The sequence below is a fragment of the Streptomyces roseolilacinus genome (assembly GCF_014649335.1).
Taxonomy (GTDB): Bacteria; Actinomycetota; Actinomycetes; order Streptomycetales; family Streptomycetaceae; genus Streptomyces; species Streptomyces roseolilacinus.
The window spans coordinates 163,273-178,786 of sequence record NZ_BMSV01000010.1; the positions used below are offsets into that span (position 1 = coordinate 163,273).

Here is a 15,514-nt window from a genome sequence, read left to right on the forward strand (position 1 = left end):
GCGCTCACCTGTGGGGGCCGGGTGCCACGGGCTCCGCACGGGGGCCCTCCACGCGGGCCCGTGCGGCACGGACGCGGTCGCGGGCCGCGTCCGCCGAGGAGCGGCGCGGGGTCCGTCCGGCCGAGCCCCGGCGGCATGTGGATCACCGCCACACCGGGGGTAGGGTCCGTGGCGTACTGTGCTTCAACTGCAATTCGGCCATCGGCAAGCCGACAGATGACCCCGACGTCATCAGGCGGGCCGCCGCACACGTGGAGGGGAACTCGTGGAAGCCAACACCCGTAGCACCGGGCGTCTGCCGGCTGCCTTCCTGACGCCCGGATCCTCGTCCTTCATGGACTTCCTGGCCGAGCACTCGCCGGAACTGCTGCCCGGGCGTCGGACGCTGCCCGCGGTGCAGGGCGCGATCGAGGTGCCGCACGGCACGACCATCGTGGCCACCACCTTCCCCGGGGGCGTGGTCCTCGCCGGTGACCGGCGCGCCACCATGGGCAACATGATCGCGCAGCGCGACATCGAGAAGGTCTTCCCGGCCGACGAGTACTCGGCCGTGGGCATCGCCGGCACGGCGGGCCTCGCCGTGGAGATGGTCAAGCTGTTCCAGCTGGAGCTGGAGCACTTCGAGAAGGTCGAGGGCACCCAGCTCTCCCTGGAGGGCAAGGCGAACCGGCTCTCCACGATGATCCGCAGCAACCTCGGCATGGCCATGCAGGGACTCGCCGTGGTCCCGCTGTTCGCCGGCTGGGACGTGGACCGCGAGAAGGGCCGGATCTTCTCGTACGACGTCACGGGCGGCCGCTCCGAGGAGCAGGGGTACGCGGCCACCGGCTCGGGCTCGCTCTTCGCGCGCGGGTCGATGAAGAAGCTCTACCGCGAGGACCTCACCGAGCAGCAGGCCGTGACCCTGGTGGTGCAGGCGCTGTACGACGCGGCGGACGACGACTCGGCGACGGGCGGACCGGACGTGGCGCGCCGCATCTACCCGATCGTCACGGTGATCACGGAGGACGGTTTCCGCCGCCTGACGGAGGCGGAGGCGTCGGACGTGTCGCGTGCCGTGCTGGAGCGCCGGATGGACCGGCCCGACGGTCCCCGCGCCGAGCTGCTCTGATGTTCTCGCCACTGACAGAAAGGGACGGATAGCCGGTGTCGACGCCGTTCTATGTCTCACCCCAGCAGGCCATGGCCGACCGGGCGGAATACGCCCGCAAGGGCATCGCGCGGGGCCGGAGCCTTGTTGTGATGCAGTACGCCGACGGCATCGTCTTCGTCGGCGAGAACCCGTCCCGCGCGCTGCACAAGTTCAGCGAGATCTACGACCGGATCGGTTTCGCCGCGGCCGGCAAGTACAACGAGTACGAGAACCTGCGGATCGGCGGTGTGCGCTACGCCGACCTGCGGGGCTACACCTACGACCGCGACGACGTGACGGCGCGCGGCCTGGCGAACGTGTACGCGCAGACGCTCGGCACGATCTTCTCCAGCGCGGGCGAGAAGCCGTACGAGGTGGAGCTGGTCGTCGCCGAGGTGGGCTCCTCGCCGGAGGGCGACCAGATCTACCGGCTGCCGCACGACGGCTCGATCGTGGACGAGCACGGCTCGGTGGCGGTCGGCGGCAACGCCGAGCAGATCGGCAGTTTCCTGGACCAGCGGCACCGTGACGGGATGTCGCTGGCGGAGGCGCTGAAACTGGCGGTGCAGGCCCTGTCGCGGGACACCAACGGCAGCGAGCGGGAGATCCCCGCGGAGCGCCTGGAGGTGGCCGTACTGGACCGTACGCGGCCGCAGTCGCGGAAGTTCAAGCGGATCGTGGGCCGGCAGCTGGCGCGGCTGCTGGCGGCCCGGGAGCCGGCGACGGCCCCGACCGACGCGGTGGGCGACGAGGCCGAGGGCCCGGAGGGCTCCGAGGAGTAGACGCCCCCCGGTGGCCTGGTGCCCCGGTCCGCCCTTCGGGGCGGGCCGGGGCTTTCGCGTGCGTCAGGCGCGCGGCGGCGGGGCGGTGGAGGCTCGTACGCGCAGGGTGACGGGCAGGTCGCCGGGGGGCGGTGTGCGTCCGTCGAGGACGGCGAGGAGGGCTTCCATGCCGCGCTCCCCGACCTGTTCGGCGGGGAGGCCGACGGTGGTGAGCTCGGGTTCGACGGCGGTGGCGAGGGCGAGGTCGTCGAAGCCGGTGACGGACACGTCCTCGGGGACGCGCAGGCCGAGGCGGCGTACGGCCTTGCAGGCACCGGCGGCGATGAGGTCGTCGTCGCAGACGAGGGCGGTGGGACGGGGGCCGGGCGCGGCGAGGGCGCGGGCGGCGGCTTCGCGGGCGCCGGCCACGTCGAGGGGCGCGGGGACGGTGCGCACGGTGGTGTCGGGACGCTCGCGCAGGGCGGCGGCGAGTGCCCTGGCGCGGACGTCGAAGGTCCAGGAGGGCACGGCGGACGCGAGGTGGACGAAGCGGCGGTGGCCGAGGGCGAGGAGGTGGCCCGTCACCTGGCGCATGCCGTCGGCGATGTCGAGGTTGACCTGGGCGGCGGAGCCCCGGTCGGCCGGGTCGCTGTCGAGCATGACGAGCGGCAGGTCGGTGTCGTGGAAGGCGTGCAGGGCGTCGGTGGCCATCGACGAGGCGATGACGCCGTCGAGGGCGGTACGGGCGGACGCGAAGGGGTCCCTCGCGGGGCCCACGCCCTGGGGGGAGGGGTAGAGGACCACGCCGAAGTCGTGGCGGGCGGCGACGGCGGAGGCGCCGGTGTAGACGCGCGCGAAGAACTCGTTGGTGAGGGCGGGGACGACGAGGAGCGCGGTGCGGGTGCGGCCGAGGCGCAGGTTGCGGGCGGCGAGGTTGGGGCGGTAGCCGAGCCGGCGGGCCGTGTCGCGGACGAGGCCGGCGGTGCGTTCGGAGACGCGGCCGTGCCACTTGCCGCCGAGGACGAGGGAGACGGTGGCCTGGGAGACGCCGGCGGCGGCGGCGACGTCGCGGCTGGTGGGGCGGGGCCCGCCGAGGGGTTCCGGGGCCTTCACGCGCGTCCGCCTCCGTGGGTTCTCCGGGGCCGCCGCGGGGTGCGGTGCGGCCGGTCAGGGGTGCGCGGATGGACCCGCGGCTGCGGACATGGTACGTATGACGCAGGAAGTTATACGTAAAACCCCGGCGGGACGCCGGGAGGAGGAGCGGGCGATGGCTGCGGCGAGCGGCGGGTACGCCGACATACTCAGGGCTCCGCACGCGCTGCGGCTGCTGGTCGGCACCCTGGTCGGCCGGCTCCCGAACGGCACGGCGCACGTCGCGATCGCGCTGTTCACCCGCGCGGAAGGCGGCAGCTACAGCCTCGCGGGCGCCCTGGCCGCCGTGTACGGGCTGGCGACGGCGGCGGGGCAGCCGCTGCTGGGGCGGGCCGTCGACCTGCACGGGCAGCCGCGCGTGCAGCTCCCGGCGGCCCTGGTCTCGGCGCTGGGCATGGCGTGGCTGGCGGCGGCCGGCATCGGGTCGCTGCCGGTGGCGTTCGCGGCGGTGGTGGTGGCCGGCTTCTTCACCCCGCCCCTGGAGGGCGGGCTGCGGGCGCTGTGGCCGAGCGTCCTGGGCCGCGAGGACCGGGTGCACCGCGCGTACGCCCTGGACGCCGTGGCGCAGGAGGTCATGTTCACGGTCGGCCCGCTGCTGGTGACCGTACTGGTGTGGCTCTGGTCGCCGGCGGCCGCGCTGCTGGTGATCAACGCCGCGGGCGTCCTGGGCGCCCTGTCGGTGGTCGCGTCGGCCCCCTCGCGCGCGTGGCGCTCGGAGCCGCGCGACGCGCACTGGCTGGGGGCGCTGCGCTCGCGCGGGCTGCTCGCGCTGCTGGGCGCGTTCTTCTTCGTGGGCCTGGCGCTGGGCTCGATCACGGTGGCGGCGCTGGCGTACGCGGACCTCCACGGGGGCGACGCGGTCTACGGGGCGCTGATGGCGGCGCTGGGCCTGGGCGCGCTGGCCGGCGGGCTGGTGTACGGCGCGCGCTCGTGGGAAGGGGAGCCCGAGGCGCGGCTGCGGGTGCTGGTGGGGCTGCTGGCGCTGGGCTACCTGCCGCTGGTGCTGGTGCCCGGCGCGGTGGCGATGACGGTGCTGGCGGCCGTGTCGGGCGTCTTCCTGGCCCCGGCCATCGCCTGCGCGTTCCTCGTCGTGGACCGGCACGCGCTGCGCGGCACGGTGACGGAGGCGTTCTCCTGGCTGGTGACGACCTTCGGGGTCGGCGCAGCGGTGGGGGCGGCCGCGGCGGGGCCGGCGGTCGAGCTGGCGGGCGTGCCGTGGAGCTTCGGCGTGGCCGGGGCCGGGGGAGTGGCGGCGCTGCTGGTGCTGGTGGCGACCCGGCGTGTCCTGACCGTCACGGCGGGCGCGGACCGGCCGGAAGCGGGACAACCGGTGCGTGTATCGGAAAATGATCGAAACGGTGCCGTCGAACCCGGTTTCAGCGAGGGCCGTCAGGCGTAATGTTCTGACATGGACCGCCGCATTTTCGGGCTGGAGAACGAGTACGGCGTCACGTGCACGTTCAGGGGACAGCGCCGACTGTCTCCTGACGAAGTGGCGCGCTACCTCTTCCGCCGTGTCGTGTCATGGGGCCGCAGCAGCAACGTCTTTCTGCGGAACGGCGCCCGCCTCTACCTCGACGTGGGTTCGCATCCGGAATACGCGACGCCGGAATGCGACAACGTGACCGAGCTGGTCACGCACGACAAGGCGGGCGAACGCATTCTCGAAGGTCTGCTCGTGGACGCCGAACGCCGCCTGCACGAGGAGGGAATCGCGGGCGACGTCTACCTGTTCAAGAACAACACCGACTCGGCGGGAAACTCCTACGGCTGCCACGAGAACTACCTCGTGGCGCGGCACGGGGAGTTCTCGCGGCTCGCGGACATCCTCATCCCCTTCCTCGTCACCCGCCAGCTGCTGTGCGGCGCGGGCAAGGTGCTGCAGACCCCGCGCGGCGCCGTGTACTGCGTGAGCCAGCGCGCGGAGCACATCTGGGAGGGCGTCAGCTCGGCGACGACCCGGTCCCGGCCGATCATCAACACGCGGGACGAGCCGCACGCCGACGCCGAGCGGTACCGGCGGCTGCACGTCATCGTCGGCGACTCGAACATGTCGGAGACGACGACGCTGCTGAAGGTCGGCGCGACCGACCTGGTGCTGCGGATGATCGAGGCCGGGACGGTCATGCGGGACCTCACCCTGGAGAACCCGATCCGGGCGATCCGCGAGGTCAGCCACGACCTCACCGGCCGGCGCAAGGTCCGCCTGGCCAGCGGCCGCGAGGCGTCCGCGCTGGAGGTGCAGCGCGAGTACTACGAGAAGGCCGCCGACTTCGTCGACCGGCGGGGCATCCGCACGGGCACGGTGGCGCAGGTCCTGGAGCTGTGGGGCCGCACGCTGGAGGCGATCGAGGCGGAGGACCTGGACCGGATCGGCACCGAGATCGACTGGGTCATGAAGTACAAGCTGCTGGAGCGGTACCGGGCCAAGCACAACATGACCATGTCGCACCCGAGGATCGCGCAGATAGACCTCGCGTACCACGACATCCACCGCCGGCGGGGCCTGTACTACCTGCTGGAGAGGAAGGGGCAGGCGGCCCGCGTCTGCAACGACCTGAAGATCTTCGAGGGGAAGTCGGTACCGCCGCAGACCACCCGGGCGCGGCTGCGGGGCGACTTCATCCGGCGCGCGCAGGAGCAGCGCCGGGACTTCACGGTGGACTGGGTGCACCTGAAGCTGAACGACCAGGCGCAGCGCACGGTGCTGTGCAAGGACCCCTTCCGGTCCGTCGACGACCGGGTGGAGAAGCTCATCGCCGGGATGTGAGCGCGCGTCGGCGCCACGGGCCCCGCACCGGCCGTCCGGTGCGGGGCCCGGCGCGTGGGGCGGCCGCCCTGGCGGGGGGAACGCCGGGAGGTGGCGCGCACGTTCCTCGTGCGGCACCACCCGCACGCCGTAGAGTGGCGCGCACCCGACCGCAAGATCGACCCCCGACCAGATACGAGGCTTCCCGTGCGTCGTCGCTCCCTTATCCTCGCCGTGCCCGCCGGCCTGCTCACCCTGTCGGCCTGCGGTGACGAATCGTCAGACCAGGACAAGGCCAAGGACAAGGACAAGGTCGCCGAGAGCCCGTCGGCGCCGGAGCCGGGCGCGTCCGCGAAGATCGTGGACGGGCCGCTGCCCGCCATCACCGGCGGCGCGAAGTTCGGTGAGAAGCCCACCATCGCCAAGGGCTCCGGCAAGCCGTCCACCGACCTGGCGGTGAGGACGGTCATCGCCGGCTCCGGCACGCCGGTCGCCGAGGGCGACTACGTCAGGGCGCACTACCTGGGTCAGATCTGGGACACGGCGAAGGTCTTCGACAACTCCTACGACCGCAAGCAGCCGCTGATCATCCAGCTCCAGCAGGGCTCGGTCATCGACGGCTGGCGCCTGGGCCTGGCCGGCCGGAAGACGCGCAGCCGCGTCGAGATGGCCGTCCCGCCGGCCCTCGGGTACGGCTCCGAGGGCCGCGGCGACATCAAGGGCACGGACACGATGGTCTTCGTCATCGACATCGAGGAGACCTTCAACGGCACGTCCTCCGCCAAGGGCAAGGAGGTCCCGCAGGACGACGCGGCCCTCCCCGAGGTCGGGACGAACACGGACGGCAAGGCGCCCGCGATCACCGTCCCGAAGACCGCCGCGCCGAAGAAGCTCGTCGCGAAGTACGTCCTGGAGGGCGACGGCCCGGAGGTGCAGCCCACCGACCAGCTGCTGCTCCAGTACAAGGGCGTGCTGTGGAACGGCGGCAAGGAGTTCGACTCCAGCTACTCCCGCCGGCAGCTCGCCGCCTTCCCGCTCCAGCAGCTGATCAAGGGCTGGCAGGAGGGGCTCGCGGGCAAGAAGGTCGGCAGCCGCGTGATGCTGGTCGTGCCCCCGGACAAGGGCTACGGCAACCAGGCCTCCGGCGAGATCCCGGCCAACTCCACGCTGGTCTTCACGCTCGACATCCTGGCGAAGATGTAAGACTGTGCGGGTTGTGCACAAACGATCAACAGGAGCACTGACGTGAGCATCGACAAGCCCGAGGTCGACTTCCCGGGCGGCGAGCCGCCGGCGGATCTGGAGATCAAGGACATCTGGGTCGGCGACGGCGCCGAGGCCAAGGCCGGCGATGTGGTGAAGGTCCACTACGTCGGTGTGTCCTTCTCCTCCGGCGAGGAGTTCGACGCCTCCTGGAACCGCGGCACGCCGCTGCAGTTCCAGCTCGGCGGCGGCCAGGTCATCCCCGGCTGGGACCAGGGCATCCAGGGCATGAAGGTCGGCGGCCGCCGCCAGCTGATCATCCCGCCGCACCTGGCCTACGGGGACCGCGGCGCCGGCGGCAAGATCAAGCCGGGCGAGACGCTGATCTTCGTCTGCGACCTCGTCGCGGTCTGATCCGGCCCTCCGCCGCGCCCCGCGCGGCGGAGGCAGGCCCCCGGGGCCCGCGCCCACCGGGCGCGGGCCCCACCCGGCTCCGCCCGCCCCGCGCGGACCGCGACGGGTGTTCGAGCCGATCAGGGGGCGACTTTGGTCACGCGCGCCCGGAGCGGTACGGTCATCGGGCGATAGGGACTCCATACGAAGAGGTGCTGGGCGTCGATGGCCATTGCCAAGGCCGAGCGGCTGATGAATCTCGCGCTGTGCCTGCTGGGCACGCGGCGGCCGCTCAGCAAGCGCGAGCTGCGCGGCTCCATCGAGGCGTACGTGGAGGCGTTCGGCCCCGGCGACGGCGGCCCCACCCCGTCCGACGACTCCTTCAGCCGCATGTTCGAGCGCGACAAGGACGACCTGCGCGAGCTCGGGCTGGTCATCGAGACCGTCGAGAACCTGGACGGCGAGACCGGCTACCTCGCCCGCCGCGACTCCAACCGCCTCCCGCCCATCCAGCTGGACGCCGAGGAGGCCGCCGCCCTCGGCCTGGCCGCCAAGGTCTGGCAGCAGGCCCGCCTCGCCGGGGCCGCCAGCGGCGCCCTGCAGAAGCTGCGCGCCGCCGGCATGCCCGAGGCGGAGGACCCGTACGACGACCGGCCCGGCGCCCTCGAACCGCGCATCCCGGTCCACGAGGCCGCCTTCGAACCGCTGATGCTGGCCTGCCGCGACCGCCGGCCCGTGGTCTTCGAGTACCGCAAGTCCAACGCCGCCCGCGCCGAGACCCGGCACGTCGAGCCGTGGACCCTGGAGTGCTGGCGCGGCCACTGGTACCTCGCCGGCTGGGACCGGGACCGCGGCGCCGAGCGCGTCTTCCGGCTCTCCCGCATCACCGGCAAGGTCCGCTCCCGCGCCGGCGCCTTCACCGCGCCCGTCCCCGACGTGTCCACCGTCCGCGAGGCCGTGGAGCGCTGGGCCGGCGAGAGCGCCACCCGCACCGCGCTGATCCGGCTGCGCGCCGGCTGCGGCTACCCGCTGCGCGCCCGCGCCCTGACCGTGCGGGACCGCGGCGACGGCTGGGACGAGCTGGAGATCCCCTACGGGCACGGCCTGGACGCCTGGCTCGTCGAGTTCGGCCCCGACGTCGTCGTACGGGAACCCGCGGACCTGCGCGCCGACGTGGTGGACCGGCTGCGCGCCGTCGCCGAGGGCAGCTGACCGGCAGGCGCTGAAGGAAACGGACGGACGGACGAGCGATGGCCCCCAACGCGATCGACCAGACCAGGCGGATGCTCTCCCTGGTGACCTACCTGCGGGAACGCCCCGGCGCCCACGTCGGCGACGTGGCCCGCGCCTTCGGCATCACCGAGGCCGAGCTGATCGCCGACCTCGACGTCCTGCCCATGTGCGGCACCAGCTTCCGCGGCGGCGACCTGCTCGACATCGACACCGACGGCGAGCAGATCTGGTGGCACAACCCCGACGACGTGGCCGAACCGCTGCGCATCGCCGCCGACGAGGCCACCGCCCTGCTCGTCGCCGCCCGCGCCGTCGCCACCCTGCCGGGGCTGCGGGAGAGCGACCGCGAGGCCCTGCTGCGCGCCACCGCCAAGCTGGAGGCCGCCGCCGGGGAGGCGGCCGGCGCCAGCTCCCGGCTGTCGGTCACCTTCGAGTCCGAGGGCGGCGTCTTCGCCGAGGTCGACCGGGCCATCTCCGAACGGCGCCGGCTCTGGCTGCGCTACTACTCCCCGGCGCGCGACGAGCTGACGGAACGCGAGGTCGACCCGATCCGGCTGTTCGCCGTCGGCCACACGTACATGGAGGCGTGGTGCCGGCTCTCCGAGGCCCGGCGCACCTTCCGCCTCGACCGGGTGGCCGAGATCCGGATCCTCGACGAGCCGTCCGCGCCCCCGGAGATCGAGCTGCGCGACCTGTCCGAGGGACTCGTCCAGCCCTCCGCCGACGACCCCGAGGTCGTCGTCGAGGTCGGGCCCGGCGGCCGCTGGGTCGCCGAGTACTACCCGCACGACAGCGCCGAGGAACTGCCCGACGGCGGGCTGCGCATCACCCTGCGCACCCCCGACCCCGCCTCGTTGCGGCGGCTCGCCCTGCGCCTCGGGCGCGACGGGCACATCGCCGCCCCGGCGGCGCTCGCCGAGAGCGCGCGCCGCGCGGCGCGCGAGGCCCTCGCCGCGTACGGGGACCGGGGCTGACACGCGCCCGGGGACCGGCGGCCACGTCACACCGGCAGGAGGAGAGGAAAGCCATGGGGGACACGGGAGGCACGTCTCCGCTGTCCGGCGTCCCGCAGCCGCGCCGCCCGGTCCTCTTCAAGGCCGCCTGCCCCGAGTGCCGCTCCCGGTTTGAACTGCCCCCGGGGTCCCTGCGGCTGGCCATCGGCGCCAGCCGGCGCACCACCTTCTACTCCTTCACCTGCCCCGAGTGCGGCTCGGCCGTCCGCAAGCCCGCCGGGGAGCGCATCGTCGAACTCCTCACCGGCGGCGGGGTGCGGACGCTGCGGCTCCACTCCACCGTCTGACACGGTCTAGGCTCTGTCCATGTTCTGGCCCATGCTCGCCGTCGCCCTGGGGTTCCTCGGGATCGCCGTCCTCGGCGTCCTCGGTGTCCGGGTGTTCATCGAGGCCCAGCGCCTCGGCCGTCAAGTGACGCGCACCACACAGCGGATCAACAGCGCCGCCGAGGAACTGGAGAAGGCGTCCCTCAACCTCGCGCGGACCGGCGACGGCCTGCCGTACCGCCGGCCGGCGGCCGACGCGGCCGACACTCCCCGTACACCACCCCCGTGACTCCCGCACCGGGGGTACGCCGGGGGATTGCCCCCCGTTCACCGGTGAGGGTTACGATGAATGCCCGCGCGGGCGGCCCGCAGGGTCATGCGTCCGCACCGCTCCGGTTCAGGACCTCGGTCAGAAGGTAGGGAAACATGGGTCAGGTCGGTATCTGGCATCTGGCCATCGTGGTGGGCATCTTCGTGCTGCTGTTCGGCGCGAAGAAGCTGCCGGAGGTGGCCCGTTCGCTGGGCAAGTCCGCCCGCATCCTCAAGAGCGAGGCCGCCGCCATGAAGAACGACGGGGCCGCCAAGGACGACGCGGCGCCGGCCGGCACCGCCGAGCAGACCGCCGCTCCCCGGACCATCCAGGCAGCTCCCGGTGACGTCGCGTCCGCCCGCCCGGTGGAGGAGCCCAAGCGGACCACCCAGGGCTGACGCCCCGGGATGCGGTTCACGGTTCACCCCAGGCACACGGTGGCCGCCGGACGGTCGGCCGCCCTCCGAGACAAGGACGTGGGTTGCTCAAGTCTGCCCGCAAGAAGCCCAAGGACCCCGAGGGGCGGATGCCCCTCGTCGATCATCTGCGCGAGCTCCGCAACCGGCTGGTCAAGTCCCTGCTGGCCTTCATCCCGCTGATGATCGTGGCGCTGTTCTTCTCCAAGGACATCGCCGAGTTCCTGAGCTCCCCCGTGCCCCGGTGCGCGAGCGAGCTGGAGCCGGCCGCGCGGGCCGGCAAGTGCGCGGTGCTCTCGCAGATCGGCATCACGTCCCCCTTCACCACGTACGTCAAGGTCGGCATCATGGCCGGCCTCGTCGCGTCCGCCCCGGTCTGGCTCTACCAGCTGTGGGCGTTCATCGCGCCGGGCCTGCACCGGAACGAGAAGAAGTACGCGATCTCCACGGTCGTGATCGGCTCGCCGCTGTTCCTCGCCGGCGGCTACCTCGCGTACTGGATCCTCCCGCACGCGGTGCCGCTGCTGCTCAGCTTCAGCGTCGACGGCTCGGTGAACTACATCACCGTCGACGACATGATCGGCATGACCATCAAGCTGGTCCTCGCCTTCGGTCTCGCCTTCCAGCTGCCGCTGCTGCTCATCCTGCTCAACATGGGCGGCGTGGTCAGCGGTGCGCGGATGCTCGGCTGGTGGCGCGGCATGGTCATGGGCATCGCGATCTTCGCGGCGATCGTCACGCCCACCGACCCGCTGTCCATGATCGCGCTCCAGGTGCCGCTCACGGCGCTGTACTTCGCGGCCGTCGGCTTCTCCCTGCTCAACGACCGCCGCCGGCGCCGGCAGCAGGGCCCCGAACTGGACGACGACGAGGCGTCCAGCCTCGACCTCAGGCCCGAGCCGATCGCCCCCGTCGAGCCCGTCGCCGCGCCCGCCCTGCCCGAGCAGGCCGTCGGGGACGCCGCCCCGGCCCGGCGCGTCAACGGCTACGACGACGTCACCTGAGCCCCCGGAACCCCGCACGACGTGAATGGCCGGCCGCGCGCACGCAGCGCGGCCGGCCGTTCACCGTACGCGATGGAAAAACGTGCCGCCGGCGACCCGGCGACGAACGCCCGGACAAGGTCGAATAAACGCTGAGCTGACTGTCAGCGGCGGCGGGTAGTCTCGATAACAAGATGACAGACGACCTCACACCAGCGGAAGCGTACGCGGCCGCCCGGCGCCGGGCCGCCGAGGAGGCCACCGCGCTCCACGCCTTCCGCGCTCTCTACGACTTCGAACTGGACCCGTTCCAGATCGAGGCATGCGGCGCCCTGGAGACGGGCAAGGGCGTGCTCGTCGCCGCGCCGACCGGCTCGGGCAAGACCATCGTCGGCGAGTTCGCCGTCCACCTCGCCCTCGCACAGGGCCGCAAGTGCTTCTACACGACACCGATCAAGGCGCTGTCGAACCAGAAGTACACCGACCTCGTCAAGCGCTACGGCCCCGGCAAGGTCGGCCTGCTCACCGGTGACAACAGCGTCAACTCCGACGCCCCCGTGGTCGTCATGACCACCGAAGTGCTCCGCAACATGCTCTACGCGGGCTCCCAGTCCCTGCGCGGCCTCGGCTACGTGGTCATGGACGAGGTGCACTACCTCTCCGACCGCTTCCGCGGCGCCGTCTGGGAAGAGGTGATCATCCACCTCCCCGAGTCCGTGACCCTCGTCTCGCTCTCCGCGACCGTCTCCAACGCCGAGGAGTTCGGCGACTGGCTCGACACGGTCCGCGGCGACACGGAGGTGATCGTCTCCGAGAGCCGGCCCGTGCCGCTGTGGCAGCACGTCCTGGCGGGGCGCCGGATCTACGACCTCTTCGAGGAGGAGACCGACCACGGCGGCCGCGGCGTCACCCACCGCGAGGTCAACCCCGACCTGGTCCGCCTCGCCCGGATGGAGAACTCGCGCACGTACAACCCGCGCGACCGGCGGCGCGGCAAGATGGTCCGCGAGGCCGACCGGGAGCGGGAGCGCCGCCAGCGGTCGCGGATCTGGACGCCGGGCCGGCCCGAGGTCATCGAGCGGCTCGACGCCGAGGGACTGCTGCCGGCGATCACGTTCATCTTCAGCCGGGCCGGCTGCGAGGCCGCCGTCCAGCAGTGTCTGCACGCGGGACTGCGGCTGAACGACGAGGAGGCCCGCGCCCGGGTCCGCGAGATCGTCGAGGAGCGCACGGCCTCCCTCCCCACCGAGGACCTGCACGTCCTGGGCTACTACGAGTGGCTGGAGGGGCTGGAGCGGGGCATCGCCGCGCACCACGCCGGCATGCTGCCGACCTTCAAGGAGGTCGTCGAGGAGCTGTTCGTCCGCGGCCTGGTCAAGGCGGTCTTCGCCACGGAGACGCTGGCGCTCGGCATCAACATGCCCGCCCGGTCGGTCGTGCTGGAGAAGCTCGTCAAGTGGAACGGCGAGCAGCACGCCGACATCACCCCCGGCGAGTACACCCAGCTGACGGGCCGCGCCGGCCGGCGCGGCATCGACGTCGAGGGCCACGCCGTGGTGCTCTGGCAGCGCGGCATCGACCCGACGCACCTCGCGGGCCTGGCCGGCACGCGGACCTACCCCCTGCGCTCCAGCTTCAAGCCGTCGTACAACATGGCGGTCAACCTGGTCGACCAGTTCGGCCGGCACCGCTCGCGCGAGCTGCTGGAGACGTCGTTCGCCCAGTTCCAGGCGGACCGGTCCGTCGTCGGCATCTCCCGCCAGGTCCAGCGCAACGAGGAGGGCCTCGAGGGCTACCGCGAGGGCATGACCTGCCACCTCGGCGACTTCGAGGAGTACGCGCGGCTGCGCCGCGACCTGAAGGACCGGGAGACGGAGCTCGCCAAGCAGGGCGCGGCGCAGCGGCGCGCCGCGGCGGCCACGTCCCTGGAGCGGCTCAAGCCCGGTGACGTCATCCACGTGCCGACCGGCAAGTTCGCCGGGCTGGCCCTGGTCCTGGACCCGGGGCTGCCCGCCGGGCGGTCCAACGGGTACCGCGGCCTCGACCAGCACGACGGGCCCCGCCCGCTGGTCCTCACCGCGGAGCGGCAGGTCAAGCGGCTCGCGGCGATCGACTTCCCGGTGCCGGTGGAGCCGCTGGAGCGGATGCGCATCCCGCGTTCGTTCAACCCGCGCTCCCCGCAGTCGCGCCGCGACCTGGCGTCCGCGCTGCGGACGAAGGCGGGGCACATCGTGCCGGACCGGCACCGCAAGCAGCGGTCCGCCGCCGTCGACGACCGGGAGATCGCCCGGCTGCGCGCCGCGCTCCGGGCGCACCCCTGCCACGGCTGCGACGAGCGGGAGGACCACGCCCGCTGGGCGGAGCGGTACCACCGGCTGCAGCGGGACACGCGGCAGCTGGAGCGGCGCATCGAGGGCCGTACCAACACGATCGCCCGCACGTTCGACCGGATCGTGGCGCTGCTGACCGAGCTGGACTACCTGCGCGGCGAGGAGGTCACCGAGCACGGCAAGCGGCTCGCCCGGCTCTACGGCGAGCTGGACCTGCTGGCCAGCGAGTGCCTGCGCGAGCGGGTCTGGGAGGGGCTGGACCCGGCCGAGCTCGCCGCGTGCGTGTCGGCGCTGGTGTACGAGGCGCGGCAGGCCGACGACGCGGTCGCGCCGAAGGTGCCGACGGGCCGGGCGAAGGCCGCGCTGGGCGAGATGGTCCGCATCTGGGGCCGTCTGGACGCGCTGGAGGAGGAGTTCCGGGTCAACCAGGCGGAGGGCGTCGGGCAGCGCGAGCCGGACCTCGGCTTCGCCTGGGCGGCGCACCAGTGGGTGTCCGGGAAGGGCCTCGACGAGGTGCTGCGCGAGGCGGAGATGCCGGCCGGCGACTTCGTCCGCTGGTGCAAGCAGGTCATCGACGTGCTGGGTCAGATCGCGGCGGCCGCGCCGCGGGAGGACAGCACAGTCGCCAAGAGCGCGCGCAAGGCGGTCGACGGGCTGCTGCGGGGCGTCGTCGCGTACAGCTCGGTGGGCTGACGCGGCCGTACGACGCGGAAGGGCCCGGCCGGGGCGTCCCGGCCGGGCCCTTCGCCGTCACCGGCCGGGCGCGGCGCCGCGGGTGGCGGCACCCGGGCACCTTCGAGGAAAAACGGATAGCAAAACTCGCCACTATCCGATACTGCCGCTATCTATGATGGGAGCGGCCCTGACAAGCGTGGGGCGCGGAGCGAGGAGGGTGAGCCGGCGTGCGCGTGGGCGAGTTGAGCCGCAGGACCGGGGTCTCGGTGCCGACGATCAAGTACTACGTGCGGGAGGGCCTGCTGCCCGCGGGGGAGCTGAGCAGCCCCAACCAGGCGCGCTACGACGAGTCGCACGTCCGCAGGCTGCGGCTCGTGCGGGCGCTCATCGACGTGGGCGGGCTCTCCGTGGCGGCCATCCGGGACGTGCTGGAGGCGATCGAGGACCCGAAGCGCTCGGTGCACGAGGTGCTCGGCGCGGCGCACGGCCACATCGCGCCGCGCGAGGGCGGGCCGGGCGACGCGGTGCGGGAGGCCGCCCGCGGGCAGGTCGCGGAGCTGATCGCCCGTCGGGGGTGGCGCGTGGACGACGGCAACCCGGCGGCCGGCTCCCTGGCCGACGCGCTCGCGGCGCTCGCCCGGCTGGGGCACGGCCGGTTCGCGGAGGTGTCGCTGGACGCGTACGCGCAGGCGGCGGAGCGGATCGCCGAGGCGGACGTGGCGTACGTGGCGCGGGAGGTGGCACGGGAGGACGTCGTGGAGAGCGCCGTGGTCGGCACGATCCTGGGCGACGCGGTCCTCACTTCGCTGCGCCGCCTCGCCCAGGTCGACGCCTCGGCCCGTACGTACGACACCGGAGAACCGCCGGCCACGGCCTGACCCCGTGCCGCGCCCGGCGA

The 15,514-nt window shown here is 73.0% G+C and carries 14 protein-coding genes and 2 pseudogenes; 15 read left to right on the forward strand and 1 reads right to left on the reverse strand.

Annotation, left to right across the window (positions count from 1 at the left end; genetic code table 11):
• Positions 1 to 125: 125 nt before the first annotated feature.
• The 3 genes and pseudogenes from IE106_RS30490 to prcA form a co-directional block, all read left to right on the forward strand.
• Positions 126 to 314: pseudogene (locus IE106_RS30490) on the forward strand (endonuclease domain-containing protein); the annotation flags it as partial.
• Positions 266 to 1,111: a proteasome subunit beta gene (gene prcB / locus IE106_RS23410; RefSeq protein ID WP_189537156.1), complete on the forward strand. Its 846-nt coding sequence runs from the start codon at positions 266 to 268 to the stop codon at positions 1,109 to 1,111. The pseudogene IE106_RS30490 and the gene prcB, both read left to right, overlap by 49 nt.
• A 35-nt stretch (positions 1,112 to 1,146) precedes the next feature.
• Positions 1,147 to 1,914 (forward strand): proteasome subunit alpha, encoded by a 768-nt coding sequence (gene prcA / locus IE106_RS23415; RefSeq protein ID WP_189537157.1) that lies wholly within the window; start codon positions 1,147 to 1,149, stop codon positions 1,912 to 1,914.
• A gap of 63 nt (positions 1,915 to 1,977) precedes the next feature.
• On the opposite strand, the gene IE106_RS23420 is transcribed toward prcA, so the two are convergent.
• The gene (locus IE106_RS23420; RefSeq protein WP_189537158.1) at positions 1,978 to 3,006 is read right to left on the reverse strand and encodes a LacI family DNA-binding transcriptional regulator; all 1,029 of its coding nucleotides are present in this window, start codon (positions 3,004 to 3,006) and stop codon (positions 1,978 to 1,980) included.
• Positions 3,007 to 3,160: 154 nt separating this feature from the next.
• On the opposite strand from IE106_RS23420, the gene IE106_RS23425 reads away from it, so the two are divergent.
• The 12 genes and pseudogenes from IE106_RS23425 to IE106_RS23480 all read left to right on the forward strand — a co-directional run bounded on the left by IE106_RS23425 (position 3,161) and on the right by IE106_RS23480 (position 15,494).
• Entirely contained in the window at positions 3,161 to 4,444 is a 1,284-nt protein-coding gene (locus tag IE106_RS23425; RefSeq protein ID WP_189537159.1) for an MFS transporter, read from the forward strand.
• Positions 4,445 to 4,453: 9 nt separating this feature from the next.
• Positions 4,454 to 5,815 (forward strand): Pup--protein ligase, encoded by a 1,362-nt coding sequence (gene pafA, locus IE106_RS23430; protein WP_189537160.1) that lies wholly within the window; start codon positions 4,454 to 4,456, stop codon positions 5,813 to 5,815.
• A gap of 186 nt (positions 5,816 to 6,001) precedes the next feature.
• On the forward strand, positions 6,002 to 6,997 hold the full coding sequence (locus tag IE106_RS23435) for an FKBP-type peptidyl-prolyl cis-trans isomerase (RefSeq protein ID WP_189537161.1): 996 nt from the start codon (positions 6,002 to 6,004) through the stop codon (positions 6,995 to 6,997).
• Between the two features lie 42 nt (positions 6,998 to 7,039).
• On the forward strand, positions 7,040 to 7,411 hold the full coding sequence (locus IE106_RS23440; RefSeq protein ID WP_189537162.1) for an FKBP-type peptidyl-prolyl cis-trans isomerase: 372 nt from the start codon (positions 7,040 to 7,042) through the stop codon (positions 7,409 to 7,411).
• 204 nt (positions 7,412 to 7,615) lie between these two features.
• Complete coding sequence (locus tag IE106_RS23445) at positions 7,616 to 8,602, forward strand: helix-turn-helix transcriptional regulator (protein ID WP_189537163.1); 987 nt, start codon at positions 7,616 to 7,618, stop codon at positions 8,600 to 8,602.
• A 38-nt stretch (positions 8,603 to 8,640) separates the two neighbouring features.
• Complete coding sequence (locus IE106_RS23450) at positions 8,641 to 9,597, forward strand: helix-turn-helix transcriptional regulator (protein ID WP_189537164.1); 957 nt, start codon at positions 8,641 to 8,643, stop codon at positions 9,595 to 9,597.
• Between the two features lie 53 nt (positions 9,598 to 9,650).
• Positions 9,651 to 9,923 carry a hypothetical protein gene (locus IE106_RS23455; RefSeq protein ID WP_189537165.1) on the forward strand — a complete coding sequence of 91 codons (273 nt, stop codon included), beginning with the start codon at positions 9,651 to 9,653 and terminating at the stop codon, positions 9,921 to 9,923.
• Positions 9,924 to 9,942: 19 nt separating this feature from the next.
• Positions 9,943 to 10,134, forward strand: a pseudogene (locus IE106_RS23460) (hypothetical protein); the annotation flags it as partial.
• Positions 10,135 to 10,328: 194 nt separating this feature from the next.
• Positions 10,329 to 10,610: a Sec-independent protein translocase subunit TatA gene (tatA, locus tag IE106_RS23465; RefSeq protein ID WP_189537167.1), complete on the forward strand. Its 282-nt coding sequence runs from the start codon at positions 10,329 to 10,331 to the stop codon at positions 10,608 to 10,610.
• Between the two features lie 83 nt (positions 10,611 to 10,693).
• Complete coding sequence (gene tatC / locus IE106_RS23470) at positions 10,694 to 11,632, forward strand: twin-arginine translocase subunit TatC (protein ID WP_189537168.1); 939 nt, start codon at positions 10,694 to 10,696, stop codon at positions 11,630 to 11,632.
• 173 nt (positions 11,633 to 11,805) lie between these two features.
• Positions 11,806 to 14,634 (forward strand): DEAD/DEAH box helicase, encoded by a 2,829-nt coding sequence (locus IE106_RS23475; RefSeq protein WP_189537169.1) that lies wholly within the window; start codon positions 11,806 to 11,808, stop codon positions 14,632 to 14,634.
• A 209-nt stretch (positions 14,635 to 14,843) separates the two neighbouring features.
• Positions 14,844 to 15,494, forward strand: coding sequence for a MerR family transcriptional regulator (locus IE106_RS23480; RefSeq protein WP_189537170.1), 651 nt, complete (start codon positions 14,844 to 14,846; stop codon positions 15,492 to 15,494).
• Positions 15,495 to 15,514: the final 20 nt, after the last annotated feature.

Bases quoted from the DNA above. Each gene is read 5' to 3' on its own strand.
- IE106_RS23425 (WP_189537159.1), top strand. From the start codon at position 3,161: ATGGCTGCGGCGAGCGGCGGGTACGCCGACATACTCAGGGCTCCGCAC.
- pafA (WP_189537160.1), top strand. From the start codon at position 4,454: ATGGACCGCCGCATTTTCGGGCTGGAGAACGAGTACGGCGTCACGTGC.
- IE106_RS23445 (WP_189537163.1), top strand. From the start codon at position 7,616: ATGGCCATTGCCAAGGCCGAGCGGCTGATGAATCTCGCGCTGTGCCTG.
- IE106_RS23450 (WP_189537164.1), top strand. From the start codon at position 8,641: ATGGCCCCCAACGCGATCGACCAGACCAGGCGGATGCTCTCCCTGGTG.
- IE106_RS23455 (WP_189537165.1), top strand. From the start codon at position 9,651: ATGGGGGACACGGGAGGCACGTCTCCGCTGTCCGGCGTCCCGCAGCCG.
- tatA (WP_189537167.1), top strand. From the start codon at position 10,329: ATGGGTCAGGTCGGTATCTGGCATCTGGCCATCGTGGTGGGCATCTTC.
- IE106_RS23475 (WP_189537169.1), top strand. From the start codon at position 11,806: ATGACAGACGACCTCACACCAGCGGAAGCGTACGCGGCCGCCCGGCGC.